Annotated in this window: 11 protein-coding genes; 7 read left to right on the top strand and 4 right to left on the bottom strand. The window is 61.3% G+C overall.

The features are described 5' to 3' along the window. Window positions 1-99 precede the first annotated feature (99 nt). The 3 genes from F6X24_RS13450 to F6X24_RS13440 all read right to left on the bottom strand — a co-directional run bounded on the left by F6X24_RS13450 (window position 100) and on the right by F6X24_RS13440 (window position 5,050). A complete protein-coding gene (locus tag F6X24_RS13450; protein WP_151088488.1) occupies window positions 100-837 on the bottom strand; it encodes a hypothetical protein in 738 nt (245 codons plus the stop codon). Further along, window positions 792-1,733, bottom strand: a complete 942-nt coding sequence (locus F6X24_RS13445; RefSeq protein ID WP_151088487.1) for a hypothetical protein — start codon at window positions 1,731-1,733, stop codon at window positions 792-794. The genes F6X24_RS13450 and F6X24_RS13445 overlap by 46 nt, the downstream gene beginning before the upstream one ends. Window positions 1,734-1,804: 71 nt before the next feature. Further along, window positions 1,805-5,050 carry a tetratricopeptide repeat protein gene (locus F6X24_RS13440; protein ID WP_151088486.1) on the bottom strand — a complete coding sequence of 1,082 codons (3,246 nt, stop codon included), beginning with the start codon at window positions 5,048-5,050 and terminating at the stop codon, window positions 1,805-1,807. 310 nt (window positions 5,051-5,360) lie between these two features. On the opposite strand from F6X24_RS13440, the gene F6X24_RS13435 reads away from it, so the two are divergent. The 6 genes from F6X24_RS13435 (at window position 5,361) to F6X24_RS13410 (ending at window position 12,449) form a co-directional block, all read left to right on the top strand. Then, window positions 5,361-6,356, top strand: a complete 996-nt coding sequence (locus F6X24_RS13435; protein ID WP_151088485.1) for an ABC transporter ATP-binding protein — start codon at window positions 5,361-5,363, stop codon at window positions 6,354-6,356. Between the two features lie 63 nt (window positions 6,357-6,419). Further along, window positions 6,420-7,991: an ABC transporter permease/substrate-binding protein gene (locus F6X24_RS13430; RefSeq protein WP_151088484.1), complete on the top strand. Its 1,572-nt coding sequence runs from the start codon at window positions 6,420-6,422 to the stop codon at window positions 7,989-7,991. 285 nt (window positions 7,992-8,276) lie between these two features. Beyond that, window positions 8,277-9,092 (top strand): class I SAM-dependent methyltransferase, encoded by an 816-nt coding sequence (locus F6X24_RS13425; RefSeq protein WP_151088483.1) that lies wholly within the window; start codon window positions 8,277-8,279, stop codon window positions 9,090-9,092. 256 nt (window positions 9,093-9,348) lie between these two features. Further along, complete coding sequence (locus F6X24_RS13420; protein ID WP_151088482.1) at window positions 9,349-11,637, top strand: GH92 family glycosyl hydrolase; 2,289 nt, start codon at window positions 9,349-9,351, stop codon at window positions 11,635-11,637. A gap of 73 nt (window positions 11,638-11,710) precedes the next feature. Continuing rightward, window positions 11,711-12,049 carry a type II toxin-antitoxin system RelE/ParE family toxin gene (locus tag F6X24_RS13415; RefSeq protein ID WP_151088481.1) on the top strand — a complete coding sequence of 113 codons (339 nt, stop codon included), beginning with the start codon at window positions 11,711-11,713 and terminating at the stop codon, window positions 12,047-12,049. Window positions 12,050-12,146: 97 nt separating this feature from the next. Beyond that, window positions 12,147-12,449 (top strand): helix-turn-helix domain-containing protein, encoded by a 303-nt coding sequence (locus F6X24_RS13410; RefSeq protein WP_229725096.1) that lies wholly within the window; start codon window positions 12,147-12,149, stop codon window positions 12,447-12,449. A 222-nt stretch (window positions 12,450-12,671) separates the two neighbouring features. On the opposite strand, the gene F6X24_RS13405 is transcribed toward F6X24_RS13410, so the two are convergent. Beyond that, window positions 12,672-12,902 (bottom strand): hypothetical protein, encoded by a 231-nt coding sequence (locus tag F6X24_RS13405; protein ID WP_151088479.1) that lies wholly within the window; start codon window positions 12,900-12,902, stop codon window positions 12,672-12,674. 89 nt (window positions 12,903-12,991) lie between these two features. Here F6X24_RS13405 and F6X24_RS13400 point away from each other — a divergent pair, with 89 nt between their 5' ends. Next, window positions 12,992-13,330 carry a tetratricopeptide repeat protein gene (locus F6X24_RS13400; protein ID WP_151088478.1) on the top strand — a complete coding sequence of 113 codons (339 nt, stop codon included), beginning with the start codon at window positions 12,992-12,994 and terminating at the stop codon, window positions 13,328-13,330. Window positions 13,331-13,332 lie beyond the last annotated feature (2 nt).

Below are 13,332 nucleotides of genomic sequence, written 5' to 3'. Positions count from 1 at the left end.
TTTGATAATTCAGGTAGCGCTGGTAGTGGCGGTTGGCTAGGTTATTTCCCATGGCAAAGATGCTGAACTTTGGGGTAATCCGATAATCGGCCCGCAGGCTCAGGTCGATAACCGAATTGGTCTGGCGGTCGACGACGGTGCGGGGGGGGGTGGCACGGGCAGTGTAACGCCAGGCGCATAGCCTACCCCGTAGTTTGACGAATAGTAGTAGAACGTAGCCCCGAGCAACAGCTTATCAAACACGTTATAGGTGCCGTAGAGCGTGCCCAGGAAAGCCGGCTGGCCGTAGGCCTGCGCCAACGACTTAACGCCGTAGTGGTTATAATCAGCCTTGAAGCCCACCCGTACCTTCTCGCTGGCGCTGTAGAGCGCCTCGGCATGTACGTTCACGACGTTGATGGTCGTGCTGTCGTACACAAGGTCGAACTTGCTGGTATCGGCCAGCGAGTTGCGGTAGAAATACAGGTTGCGCGAGCGGCCGAACGTGGCGCGGGCGGCCAGCTCCAGGCCGCTGACCGGCGTTGAGGTGAAGCCCCCGTACACAGTGGGGCCGGCGTGGGTGTCGGCCAGGGTCTGACCCGGAGCCAGCCAGGGGTTTTCCTGGCTCAGGTCGTAGCGCGTGACGCGCTGAATGGCCCCGCCCAGGCCGCCGTACACCACGAATTTTTCGGGTACCAGGGCATAGCCAAGGCGCACGGCCGGGTTAATCATGCCCTTGCTGGAGCTGCCAATTGCATCGCTGGAGTAGCCGAGGGTGGCCCCGAGCGTGAGGGTAAGGCCGGTTTTGCCGGTCAGCTCATAGGCGGGCGTGGCCTGCACGAAGTTGCGGGTGCGCACCAGGTCGCTGACAAGCCCCCGAACACGGCCGGCTGCTTGTCGGAAATAAGCGAGCCCTGCGCATCCAGCGTGAGGCGACTGGTTTCGCTCAGCGCGTAGCCGGCTTTGCCATCAAGCAGGAAGTTGCTCTCCGTTACGTTGTACGAGTCGCTGAAATGCTTAAAGCCCAGCCCCACTTCGTACTGCAGCTGCGCGTCGGGGGCGCGGTTGCGGGCGTAGGCGCGCACACCGAAGCGGGTAAAGGTCTGCTTAATAGCATCGGCATCGGGAGCATCGGGCAGCCGGGTGCGGTCGTAGCCGTAGAAATGATAGGTATCGCGGGCAATATCCAGGGCGGCTCCCAGGGCCGTGGTTCCCTTATAATACTCGCCGGTGGCGGTGGCGCTGGTCTGGCTCACGCCCGAGTTCTTGCCATCGACGGGGCCGGTGGCCGAGCTTTGGTGGCGCACGTCGAGGCCGTAGCTGTACTGGTCGTTGCGGGTCGAGTGCAGGTGCGCCCGGCCGTACACCGTGCCATAGTTGCCCAGGCCCAGCTTGAGGTAGTTGCCGGTCAGCGGCTCCAGCTCTTCCTGGGCCACCGTGAGCACCTGCACCGAGGGATTGAGGCGGGTAGCGGGCAGCCGGAAATCGGGGTAGGTATACGTAACCTGCCGGGTAGGCCTGGGCGGCGGGTCGAGCCGGATTTTCTCGAAATTCCGGCTGGCCTCGGGCAGGGTATTTACCCGGTCTTTCACAATCTCAATCTCGGCATCCTGGATGGTGCCGCGGGGCTTGCCTTTGCCCGGCTGGCCCTGCGCCTGCGCGCCAAAGGCCACGGCTCCGCTCAGGCCAGCGGCCAGCAGCGACCGGCCACCTATGGAAGTAAAGCTTGATTTTATCACCTCTAAACGTTTCATTAAAGCGATTTTATGCGAGCGAGCTACTAAGAAAATGAGTTAAGCAATCCGCTGAACAGGCAGCGGGCTACTCATTTGCCGGCGGGCTTGGCGGGCGCTGCCTGTTGACTGCGGACAGGCGTTTTAGGAGTGGTCGGGCTGGCCGACGCCGATTTGGCCGGGGTAGCTTTTGGGGGCGTGGCAGCCTTGGAGGCCGGAGCTTTGGCCGGGGCCTCGGCGGAAGGAGCCGGCTCATCATCGCTGGCGGGCAAGCCTTTGAGCCGCTGGCGGGCGCCTTCCACGACTTCGGCTACCGGAAATTTATTGTCGATAATGGAGTTGAGCGTAGCCCGTGCCTGAAAGATGTCGCGCTGGGCGGTGTACACATCGGCCAGCAGCAGGAAGGCCCGGCCCTGCCACAGCTCATAGGCGCTGTAGTTGGAATTGACCTTAAAGGCCTGCGTGATGGCCTCGTCGTATTTCTTCTGTTTAAAAAGCACTTCGGCCAGCGTGTACTGCGCCTCGGCCCCGGTGGCATCACTGGGAGCCGCGGCCACGGCAGCGGCCAGCTCGGTAGCGGCCTGGTCGAGGTTGCCAAGCTTAAAATCGGCCTTGCCCTGGTAGAGCAGCGCCGTGTTGGTAGCGTTGGCTGTGGCCCCGGCCAGGGTGCTCAGGTCGGTGGCAATGCTGCGGGCCTTGGTATAGTCGCCGCTGTCGTACGTGGCCTTGAGCAGGCCCAGCGTGGCGGTGGCCACCTCCCGGCGGTTGGCTGAGGCCGTGCGCAGGCGGTCGTAGTACCGGATGGCCTCGGGATAATTCTTATTTTCCAGCTCAAGGTCGGCCACGCGGCCCACGGCCCGGTTCACAAACTCACTCTTATTGTCGGCTACCACCGCTTTGAGCAGCGGCAGCGCCGTGGCCTTCTCCCCCGTTTTCAGGTACGAGTCGGCCAGAATAAAGCGCGCGTCGGGGGCCAGCGCATTGTCGGGGTACTGCTTGAGGTAAGCCTGCACGCGGGGCAGGGCCTGCGCGTATTTCTCAGCCAGGTAGAGCGACTTAGCCGCTTCAAACTCGACGCTCTCGGTAGCCTTGCTGGTGGGGTTTTGCGCCTTAAAGCTGGCCACGGCCTGGTCGAGCTCCTCGGTGCGGCCCAGGGCCGTGAGGCTTTCCTGCAGGCTGTAAAGCGCCTGCTGGGCGGCCGGACTGCGCGGGTAGTCGCTGAGCACTTTCTGAAAATCAGCCACCGCCTTATCCTGCTGCTCCAGGTTGGCATAGGCCACGCCGCGGCGCTGATACGCATCGGGCAGCAGGCTTGAGGTGGGCCGGTTTTCGATGAGGCGGGTAAAGCCCTCGGCGGCCGGGCCGTAGTCGCCGGCCTGGAAAGCCAGCTGGGCCTGCTGAAATACTGCCTGCTCGGCGTAGCGTGAGTCGGGGTTGCTCTTGAGCAGGGCTGCCAGCGTCTGGCTGGCCTCGTCCTTGCGGCCCAGCAGGCCCAGCGTCACGCCCTTCTGGTAGTAGGCGTAGTCCTTATCCACAGCGTTGGCCTGAATAACCTTGTCGTACAAGTCCAGCGCCTGCTGATAGTTTTTTGCTATATAGTACGTATCCGCTAAGCGCAGCGTGGTATCGTAGTAGTTGGGGTCGGCGGGCTTGGCGGCGGGGTCGGCGAGGTAGGCCTGAAACTGCGGCCGGGCCTTGTCGTACTGCTTGGTGTTGTAATAAGCGTAGCCCAGGCCGTAGCGAGCCAGCTGCACGTACTGGGTTTCCTCGTCGCTCACGCCGCCCTGCCGGGCCGAGCGGGCGGCCTGGGCATACGCCGTAATGGCCTCGGGGTACTGCTGCCCTACGGAGTAGATTTCGCCGCGCAGCACCTGGGCGGCAGCCCGCAGGGCGTCATCCTGCGGGTATTTCAGCGACTTATCCAGCAGCGGCAGGGCCTGGGCGTAGTTGCCATCGTTGTAGAGCGTGGCAGCCTGCGAGTAGGCAATGCGCTGGTAGGTACCATTGAGCTTGTCGCCCCGGTCGTCGCCCAGGCCTTCGAGGTAAGTCAGGGCCTCGGCATAGTTGGTGCTCGACAGGAAGCCGTCGCTGAGCAGCTGGTCTACCACGGCCTGGTTTTTCGAGCGCGGGTACTTTTTGCGGAAGTCGCGCAGGGCGGCAATCACCTCGGGCAGGTTGCCCAGCTCGTACTGCACCTGAGCGTACTTGAGGGTAGCATTTTCCGACAGGTTTTTTTGCAGCGTGCTTTGGCGGGCGGCATCAAACGCGGCCAGGGCGGCGGTTTTCTGGCCAGCCTGCAAGTAGCTCAGGCCCAGGTGATAAGCCGCATTCTGCCCCAGCGAGTCGCGGCGGGTCGCCACGTTTTTGAGGCTGGCGATGGCGTGCGGGTAGTCGCCTTCCTTATAGTTAGCAAAACCAATTTTGTATTGCAGGCTGGGGTCAATCTTGCCCTTATGCACGGCGGCATACTGGTCGAAGTAGCTGCCGGCCTGCTTGTAGTCCTGCTTTTGGTAGTACGCATCGCCCACCAGCAGCTGAATCTCGTCGGCGCTTTGGGGCGGTGGCGTTTGCTGCAGGGCCTTGGTGGCGTAGGCTACCAGGCCGTCGTAGTTGCCTTCCTTGTAATAAATCTGAGTCATGATGGCCGGCACCACGCTGCGGTAGGCGTCGTTTTCGGCAGCCACGAGCAGGTCTTTACGGGCCCCGGCGTAGTCGCCGGCGCGGTAGGCCAGGTAGCCGGCGTAGTACGAGCTGGCGTAGCGGTACTGGCTGTCTTGCTTCTTGTTGCGGTCGAACAGGATGCGGGCCTGGTCATACTCCTTCAGCTGGAAGTGGCTGTAGCCCAGCTTGAAATCGGACTCAGCGCGCTGGCTGGCGCTGAGGTTGGCGGGGGCCACTTTCTGAAAGTAGGTACTGGCCTGCGCGTAGTTCTGCTGGTCGAAATAAAACTTGGCCAGCTCGAAATACGCCACGGCCGCGCGCGGGTGGGCCGGATGCTGGCGGGCAAAATCCAGGATAAGGCCCTCGGCGTCGGGGTGCAGCAGGTAGAGGCCGCTCACGGCGTAGTAGTATTCCGCATCGGCCAGGCGCTCCTGCCGGCCCGAGCCGGCGGCCGGGCCGCTTTGCTCGCCGGCGCGGCGGGCGCCCAGCTGCATGTACTGCTGAAAGGCCTGCTGGGCGGCGCCGTACTGCTTTCTATCGAAGAGGTCGAGGCCTTCCTGAAAGTAGCGCTCGGCGCTGGCGAAGGTCTGGGTTTGCTGGGCGTGGGCAAGCTGAGGCTCGGCGGCGGCGGCACCCAGCAGGGCGGCGGCCAGCGTCAGCCGGGGGGGTAGCTTCATGGAAGGCAGCGGTTCGGTGGGCGGGCGCGCCGGCTGAGGCACGCCCGGATTCGGTCAAAAGTAGCTAGAAAACGCCGGTCGGATAGTCGGGAAGCCGGGCCAATGGCATGGAACGCGGGGAAAACCGAATTTGGTATGCGCCGCCGACCTCCCGGCGCGCCGCTGCTTCAGGCCAGGCTAAATATCACATTTTTCATATATTAATCATTTAAAACAACCCGCCTGATTTTAACTTATTCGTCTTTACTTTTTAATTCCTCACCCCCGTATCCTACCTTGGCCACCCAGCTGGCCTGCCACACTCCGCGCCTTGTCTACGCCTTCGCCCGCTGCTCCGCCCGTCATCCGCGTCTCGCACCTTACCAAGCGCTACGGGGCGCAGGTTGTCGTCGATGACCTCAGCTTTGACGTGGCCGCCGGCGAAACGCTGGTGCTGCTGGGCCCCAGCGGCTGCGGCAAAACCACGCTGCTCAAAACCCTAAACCGCCTTATTGAGCCCGACGGCGGCACGGTTGAAATAAACGGCCGCGAGGTGCGTCAGCAGCGCCCCGAGGAGCTGCGGCGCGGCATCGGCTACGTGATTCAGCAGGTAGGGCTGCTGCCGCACTACACCGTGGCCCAGAACATTGGCGTGGTGCCCGGCCTGCTGGGCCGCCCCGCCGCCGAAACTGCCGCCCGCACCACCGCGCTGCTCGAACGCCTGCACCTGCCGGCCGCCCGCTTTGCCGCCCTGCTGCCGGCGCAGCTTTCGGGCGGGCAGGCGCAGCGCGTGGGCCTGGCCCGCGCCCTGGCCGCCGACCCACCCGTTATTTTACTTGACGAGCCCTTTGGCGCGCTCGACCCGCTTACCCGCGCCGCGGTGCGCCGCGACTTTCGGGAGCTCGACGAGCTACGCCGCAAAACCGTGGTGCTCGTAACCCACGACGTGCAGGAAGCCTTCGAGCTGGCCGACCGCATTCTGCTGCTGCACACTGGTCGGCTGCAGCAGCTGGGTTCGCCGCGCGAGCTGCTGCTACGCCCCGCCAACGACTTTGTGCGCCGCTTCTTCGGGCCCGAGCGCCTGGCCTTGCAGCTGCGCGTAACCGCGCTGGCTGAGGTGCAGCCGTTTTTAGCATCCTCCACTCCTGCTGCTTTGGCGGGCCTGCCCACCATCCCGGCATCGGCCAGCGTGCACGAGGCCCTCGCCCGGCTGGCCGATGCCGGCGCAGCCGGCCTGCGCCTCGCCGATACGCCGCACCAGCTCACGCAGGGAGCACTGCTGGCCGCTTTTAGCCGGGCCCTGGCCGATGAGGCGGCGTTGAGCTGAGTATTTGCCAACACGCCTGCCAGGCACTGCTTCTTTTTCGCATTCCACGCGTTTTTCTACTCCTTGAAGACCCTTTCTGAGCTGCTTACCTTCTGGCACGAGCAGGCTGGCAAGCTGGGCCAGCAAACCCTCCAGCACATTGCCCTTACGGCCGCGGCCCTGCTGCTGGGCGTGGCAGTAGGCGTGCCCCTGGGCCTGTGGCTAACGCGCCGGCCGCGCTGGGCACCGGCCGTGCTGGGCGCAGCCGGCGCGCTCCAGACCGTGCCCAGCATTGCGCTGCTCGGGTTTCTGATTCCCTGGCTGGGCATTGGCGCTACCCCAGCCATTCTGGCGCTGCTTCTGTATTCCCTGCTGCCGATTATTCGCAATACGGTGGCCGGCATTCAAGCCGTGCCGCCGGCGGTGGTGGAGGCAGCGCGTGGGCTGGGCTTTACGGATGGGCAGCTGCTGCGGCGCGTGGAGCTGCCGCTGGCCCTGCCCGTTATAATGGCCGGCATTCGCACGGCTACGGTTATCAATGTGGGCGTGGCTACCCTGGCGGCCTACGTGGCGGCGGGGGGCCTCGGCGAGTTTATCTTCGGCGGCATCGCGCTTAATAATCCAGTGATGATACTGGCCGGGGCCATCCCGGCCGCCGGGCTGGCGCTGGCTTTTGATGCCGGATTGGGCGCTCTGGCAAAGCTATCGGCCCGGCGGGTACGCCTGGTGGGTGGCGGCCTGCTGCTGGCGCTGCCGCTGCTGGCGGGCGGCTACTGGCTGCCCCAGGCCAGCGCCCGGCTGCGGGCGGGCTTCAGCCCCGAGTTTATCGGCCGGGCCGATTGCCTGCCCGGCCTCACCAACGCGTATGGCCTTACGCATCTGCCCAACGTGGTGCTGGCCCCGGCGCTGGTGTACGAGGCAGCCCGCACGGCCCACGTCGATGTTATTGATGGCTACTCGACTGATGGGCGCATCCGGGCCTATGACTTGCAGGTGCTGCGCGACGACCGCCACGCCCTGCCACCCTACTTTGCCGCGCCGCTGCTGCGCCCCGCCGTGCTGCGCGCCCATCCCGAGCTTGGCCCGGTGCTCGACCAGCTCAGCGGCCAGCTTTCCGACTCGGCCATGACGAATTTAAACTATCAGGTAGACTACCTGCACCGCGCGCCGCGCGCCGTGGCCCTGGCCTGGCTGCGCCGCAAGGGCCTCTGGAAAGCGCCGCATACGCTGCCGCCCACGGCTCCCGTAGTACGCCTGGGCTCCAAGATTTTTGCTGAACAGTATATACTAATTGAAATGTACGCAGCCCTGATTCGGGGTAATACCGACCTGGCAGTGGCCACTAAAACCGGCCTGGGCGGCACCACTATCTGCTTTGAGGCCCTGCGGGGCGGGCAAATTGACCTATATCCCGAGTACACCGGCACGGGCCTGCAAGTGCTGCTGCAACCATCGCGGGCCGTGCTCGACTCCCTGGGCGGCCGGCCGGGAGCGGTATTCAGCTACGTGCAGGCCGAGTTTGCGCGGCGCTACGGCCTGGCCTGGCGCGCCCCGCTGGGCTTCAATAACGCGTATTGCCTGCTCATGCGCCGGCAGCAGGCCCAGCAGCTGGGCATTGCCAGCATTTCGTCGCTCAGCCGCTATTTACGCAACTAGTATTTTAATCTGAAGTATTGGTTTATTATCGAATTTTTCATTTACTTGCAATCTTACCAGGCTCGCTCTTTTGCCGCGGGTGGCTACTGGCTGGTTTCACAACGCGTGTCATGCGCCTGCCGGTAGCGTAGCACGCGCCGAGGGACAGCCAGCCGCCTATACATTTTAGGGCCTGCCACCGCGCATCGGATAGGTGGCTTTACCGGCTGGCGCGTAATTTCGCCGGGCTACCGGACTGCTTCACCTTGCCAGCCTTTTGCTTTTTCCGGGCAGTGGTTTCTATATATGACAGTAAATGAGTTCTTCGAGCTGTTTTTAGATGAGTTGCGTGCCAATCCGGCGCTGACCAGCTATTACAAGTTCCTGGCCAGCCCGGCCAGCTTCGAGTTTCGCAAAGCCTACGTAGTACAGCGCCTGCACTATATTCTGGAACACCTGCCCAACCAGGAGGCCGCCATCTGGGACTGCGGCTGCGGCTACGGCACCACGGCTATCTTTCTGGCGCTGAACGGCTATAAAGTTCACGGTACAACGCTTGAATTCTATTTTGCCCAGATTCCGGAGCGCCTGCGCTACTGGGCGCAGTTTGGCGATGTGTCGGGCTTCACCTACAGCTACGAAAACCTGTTTGACTCGCCCCCGCCCGCCGCGTCCTACGACCACATCATTATTCAGGACACCCTGCACCACCTGGAGCCGTTGCAGGAAGCGCTGCGCATTTTCCGCGAAACCCTGCGCCCCGGCGGTAACCTGATTATCGTGGAGGAAAACGGCGGCAACGTAGTGCAGACCCTGAAGCTTTATCTGCGCCGGGGCAACAAGCGCATTATCGAAATATACGATGACACGCTGAAAAAGAACATCTTAATCGGCAACGAGAACATACGTAACCTGGCTACCTGGCGCCGCGAGCTGGCCCGGCAGGGCCTGCGGATTCCGACCAGCGGCGTGCAGTACATCCGGCTCTTTCCGCCCTTCATGTTTAAGGCCGACAACGTGCCCCACCTGCTGAAGCGCGAGAACAACCTATGGCGCCGCAACGCGCTGCTAAAGGAAAACCTGTTTTTCGGCCTCAATTTTATTGCTGATAAGTCGGCCTAGCGCCGTTTCGTAGTCCCGGTATCGTAGCGCGGACTTTCAGTCCGCGCTACTTGCGCAGCTGCCCACTGATTCCGAAACCGCGCTAGTAGCTAACCGGCCAGGCACTTAGTACCGGACGGAATTGGGGTCGGCGTTGATAACCTGGTGCGTAGACTAGCACTATACGCCGGGTTTTTAGCCGGCAGCCGGCGCGAGGCGCTTGCCCAGCGAGGCCGTACAGAGAGCTGACCCCGTTGCTTCAGCTTACTTTACCGGCATGAAGCACTTTCTGCCAGCCGCTGCCCTGCTCCTGCCTGTGGCGCTCCACGCCCAGGAAAACCTGGTGCAGTACGCCCACCCGCTGGTGGGCACGGCCCGTATGGGCCACACCTACCCCGGCGCCACGGTGCCCTTTGGCGCGGTGCAGCTCTCGCCCGATACCGATACCATCAGCTACGAGCAGAACGGGAAGTACAACCCCGAGGTATACGCCTACTGCGCGGGGTATCAGTACAAAGACCCTACCATCGTGGGCTTCAGCCACACGCACTTCAGCGGCACGGGCCATTCCGACCTCGGCGATTTTCTGGTAATGCCGACCACCGGGCCGCTCCAGCTTAACCCCGGCACCGCCGATAAGCCGCTGAGCGGCTACCGCTCGGCCTACTCGCACCAGACCGAGGTGGCCGAGCCGGCTTACTATAAAGTGCGGCTGGCGGACAATGATATTCTGGCTGAGCTGACGGCCACGACCCGCGTCGGCATTCACCAGTACACGTTTCCGCAGGCGGCTGAGTCGCACGTTATTCTCGACTTAATGGCCGGGATTTATAACTATCCCGGCAAGAATACCTGGACGTTCGTACGGGTCGAAAACGACTCGCTCGTGACCGGCTACCGCCAAACCAACGGCTGGGGCCGCACCCGCACGGTGTACTTCGCGCTGAGCTTTTCGCGGCCTTTCAAAACCTACGGCAGCCGCAGCTACGACCCCAGGCAAGCCTACCGGGGCTTCTGGGGCCGCTTCGACCAGGCCCACAACTGGCCCGACCTGGCCGGGCGCCAGCTGCGCATGCACTTCGATTTCGGGCCTACCCAGGCCGGTCAGCAAATCAAGCTGAAAATGGCCCTCTCGCCCGTGAGCACGGCCGGCGCGCTGGCTAACCTGCGCGCTGAGGCGCCCGGCTGGAATTTTGCCGACTACAAGCAAAAAGGCCAGGCCCAGTGGCAGCAGGAACTGAGCAAAATTACTATCAGCTCGCCGCGACGGGTCGATAAGGAGAACTTCTACACGGCCATGTACCACGCCTTTACCGGCACCACCATCTACCAGGACGTGGATGGCCAGTACCGCGGCCTCGACCAGAACAACCACACGGCCAGGGGCTTCACCAACTACACCACCTTCTCGCTCTGGGATACCTACCGGGCCCTGCACCCGCTCTACAACCTCGTGCAGCCCCGGCGCAACGCCGACATGGTGCAGAGTATGCTCGCTCACTTCGACCAGAGCGCCGAGCACATGCTGCCCGTGTGGAGCCACTACGCCAACGAAAACTGGTGCATGATTGGGTACCACGCGGTGCCGGTACTCTGCGATGCCATCGTGCTCGGCAATGCCCCCTTCGACCAGAACCACGCCCTCGACGCCTGCATCACCACCGCCCGCCAGCGCTGGTACGATGGCCTGGGCGACTATATGGATAAAGGCTACGTACCCGAGGATAAAAGTGGCGCGTCAGTGTCCAAAACCCTGGAATATGCCTTTGATGACTACTGCATTGCGCAGGCGGCCAGTAAGTTGGGCCGCGCCGATATCGAGCAGGAATTCCGCCAGCGGGCCGCCAACTGGCAGAACGTGTACGATGTCCGCATCGGCTTCATGCGCCCGCGCTCAGCCGATGGCTCGTTCCGGGTCAGGTTCGACGTGCTTACCACCAGCGACCCCGCCTATATCGAGGGCAATGCCTGGAACTACAGCCTCTACGTGCCCCACGACCCGGCTGCGCTCATCGCCAAAATGGGCGGCAGCGCCCGCTTCGTACCCCACCTCGACTCGCTCTTCACCATGAGCCTGCCTGATAAGTTCTTCGCCGAAACCGAGGACATTACCCGTGACGGCATCATCGGCAACTACGTGCACGGCAACGAGCCCGCCCACCACGCCGCCTACCTCTACAACTGGACCAGCCAGCCCTGGAAAACGCAGCCCCGCATCCGCATGATTCTGAACAAGATGTACCACCAGGGCCCCGACGGCCTCGGCGGCAACGACGACTGCGGCCAGATGTCGGCCTGGTATATCTTCTCGGCCCTAGGTTTCTACCCCGTCGCCCCCGCCTCGGGCGAGTACGCGCTGGGCAGCCCGGCGGTGCACGGTGCCGTGCTGCAAGTCGGCGAGGGCAAAACCTTCACCGTAACGGTTAAAAACCAGAGCGATAAGAACGTCTACGTGCAATCGGCCCGACTCAATGGCAAGCTACTGGCTAGGCCATTTCTGCCAGTGAGCGAGGTGCGGCAGGGCGGCACGCTGGAATTTGTGATGGGGAATAAGCCGGCAAAGTAATAGCTGCTTGCGAACAGGTGTCGTTATATGGAAACTATTCGTAAATTTGCCTTGCCTTCTAGCTAACTCCTGAATGCCCAAGCCAATTATTGCCGTCCTCACGCCAGAAGCTAAAGACTTTTTGAAATCTCTGGATAAAGAAATTCGTCAAGACTTTGGGGTAAGTATTCGGAGGCTACAAGAAGGCGAAACCGTCAGCAACTTCAAGAAGCTGGTCAACACCGATGGCATCTATGAATTCAGCGTCAACGCGCCCAATCACACCTACCGGCTCTTTGCTTTTTGGGATACGCGGGGTACCACCCAAACGCTAATTGTGTGTACCCACGGACTGGACAAGAAAACGCAAAAAACGCCCCCACAGGAAATCAAGAAGGCCGAACAGCTCAAACGGCGGCATTTTGACAGCTGACTCCTGGCTAACCTTTCACCTCTACTTACTCTTACCCATTATGCCAGCCAATAAATTAGTTCCGCGCGCGCAATCGGCTTCCTATCACGACTCGCCCTTGTCACTTACCGCCTTCAACGACCTCGAAGACGAGCTATTCGGCACCCCCGGCACTCCCGAACGCACCGAGTATGAAGACCGGATAACGCTGGAGCTACTGCCCAAATCCATCCGCGAGTACCGCCTACGCCACCACCTTACCCAGGATGAGCTAGGCCAGCGCCTTGGGGTGCAAAAATCCCAAATCAGCAAACTGGAGCGCAATCCGTCCAACGTAACGCTCGCCACCCTGCGCCGCGTGTTCGAGGCCCTCAATATGAGCGTGCAACTCGTTCTGAAGCCCGCGCCTTCCCAAGCGTAGCTCCGCCCTACCTGCCAAAACAGAAGCCTCGACCAGTCGCCGGGGCTTCTTTCGTTATACTTGCAGCCATGAACCCCGTCCTCACGCCCACCGCCCACCTGCCCGCGCCGCTGCCCGGCCCGGCCGCCCTGACCTGCTCCAACGAACGCAAGCGGCGCGGGGGCTGCTACGGAAAATTACCAAAGATTAAAGTTCCAAACTTACGCTTGGGACTTCTGTGCTCTAACTGCCAAAATGCTTAAAAAACGCTTCTTCAACTTCACTGTAGATGTCGATAGGCACCCTTAGATTATAGTATAGCTTAGCATCTTTTCCGTTATAAAAAAGAGGCGCAATCGCTCCTGCCGGATTAGCGAACAGCGTATTTAACCTATCTGAGTGCTTGTCAGCAATGCGGCGTACTTCATGTTTGAATTTTTCTGTCTTGGTTATAAACTGCTCAGGTGTAAGCATACTGAAAAGGTTTATGTAGCGGATTGACCCGCTTACAGGTAGGAACACCACCAAATTACATAGGTTAATCTATATATAATCTGAACCTTATGAGCGAGCATACAACACAACCTGATAGAAACCCTAGAGCATCTAACCTACCCGCTACAGTAAGCATCACAGCTACTGTACTTCGGCGAACTCAAACGCAGTTAGACTTATTACAAGAGGTGGTGCAGGAAAGCTCAGCAGAGTATTGGTATAATAAAGGAGAGAATTTATTTAAGTCTCAAAAATTCAGCGAGTCAATCTACTGCTTTGAGCGCAGCTACTCGCTCGGAGACCTTTTTGCTTTAGAGTGGCTAGGGAAACTTTACGATGCTCGACTCGCCGAAGATGAAGATGGATGGATAGAATGGTGTGACGAAATATCTCAGTATAGCGACTAATT

Source organism: Hymenobacter baengnokdamensis (genome assembly GCF_008728635.1).
In the GTDB taxonomy this organism is placed as follows: domain Bacteria; phylum Bacteroidota; class Bacteroidia; order Cytophagales; family Hymenobacteraceae; genus Hymenobacter; species Hymenobacter baengnokdamensis.
Note: the sequence above shows the minus strand (reverse complement) of the source record. Positions and strands in the feature narration are given on the sequence as shown.

Coding starts and splice junctions, on each gene's coding strand:
- F6X24_RS13445 (WP_151088487.1), bottom strand. CDS start 1,733: ATGAAACGTTTAGAGGTGATAAAATCAAGCTTTACTTCCATAGGTGGC.
- F6X24_RS13440 (WP_151088486.1), bottom strand. CDS start 5,050: ATGAAGCTACCCCCCCGGCTGACGCTGGCCGCCGCCCTGCTGGGTGCC.
- F6X24_RS13425 (WP_151088483.1), top strand. CDS start 8,277: ATGACAGTAAATGAGTTCTTCGAGCTGTTTTTAGATGAGTTGCGTGCC.
- F6X24_RS13420 (WP_151088482.1), top strand. CDS start 9,349: ATGAAGCACTTTCTGCCAGCCGCTGCCCTGCTCCTGCCTGTGGCGCTC.
- F6X24_RS13415 (WP_151088481.1), top strand. CDS start 11,711: ATGCCCAAGCCAATTATTGCCGTCCTCACGCCAGAAGCTAAAGACTTT.
- F6X24_RS13405 (WP_151088479.1), bottom strand. CDS start 12,902: ATGCTTACACCTGAGCAGTTTATAACCAAGACAGAAAAATTCAAACAT.
- F6X24_RS13400 (WP_151088478.1), top strand. CDS start 12,992: ATGAGCGAGCATACAACACAACCTGATAGAAACCCTAGAGCATCTAAC.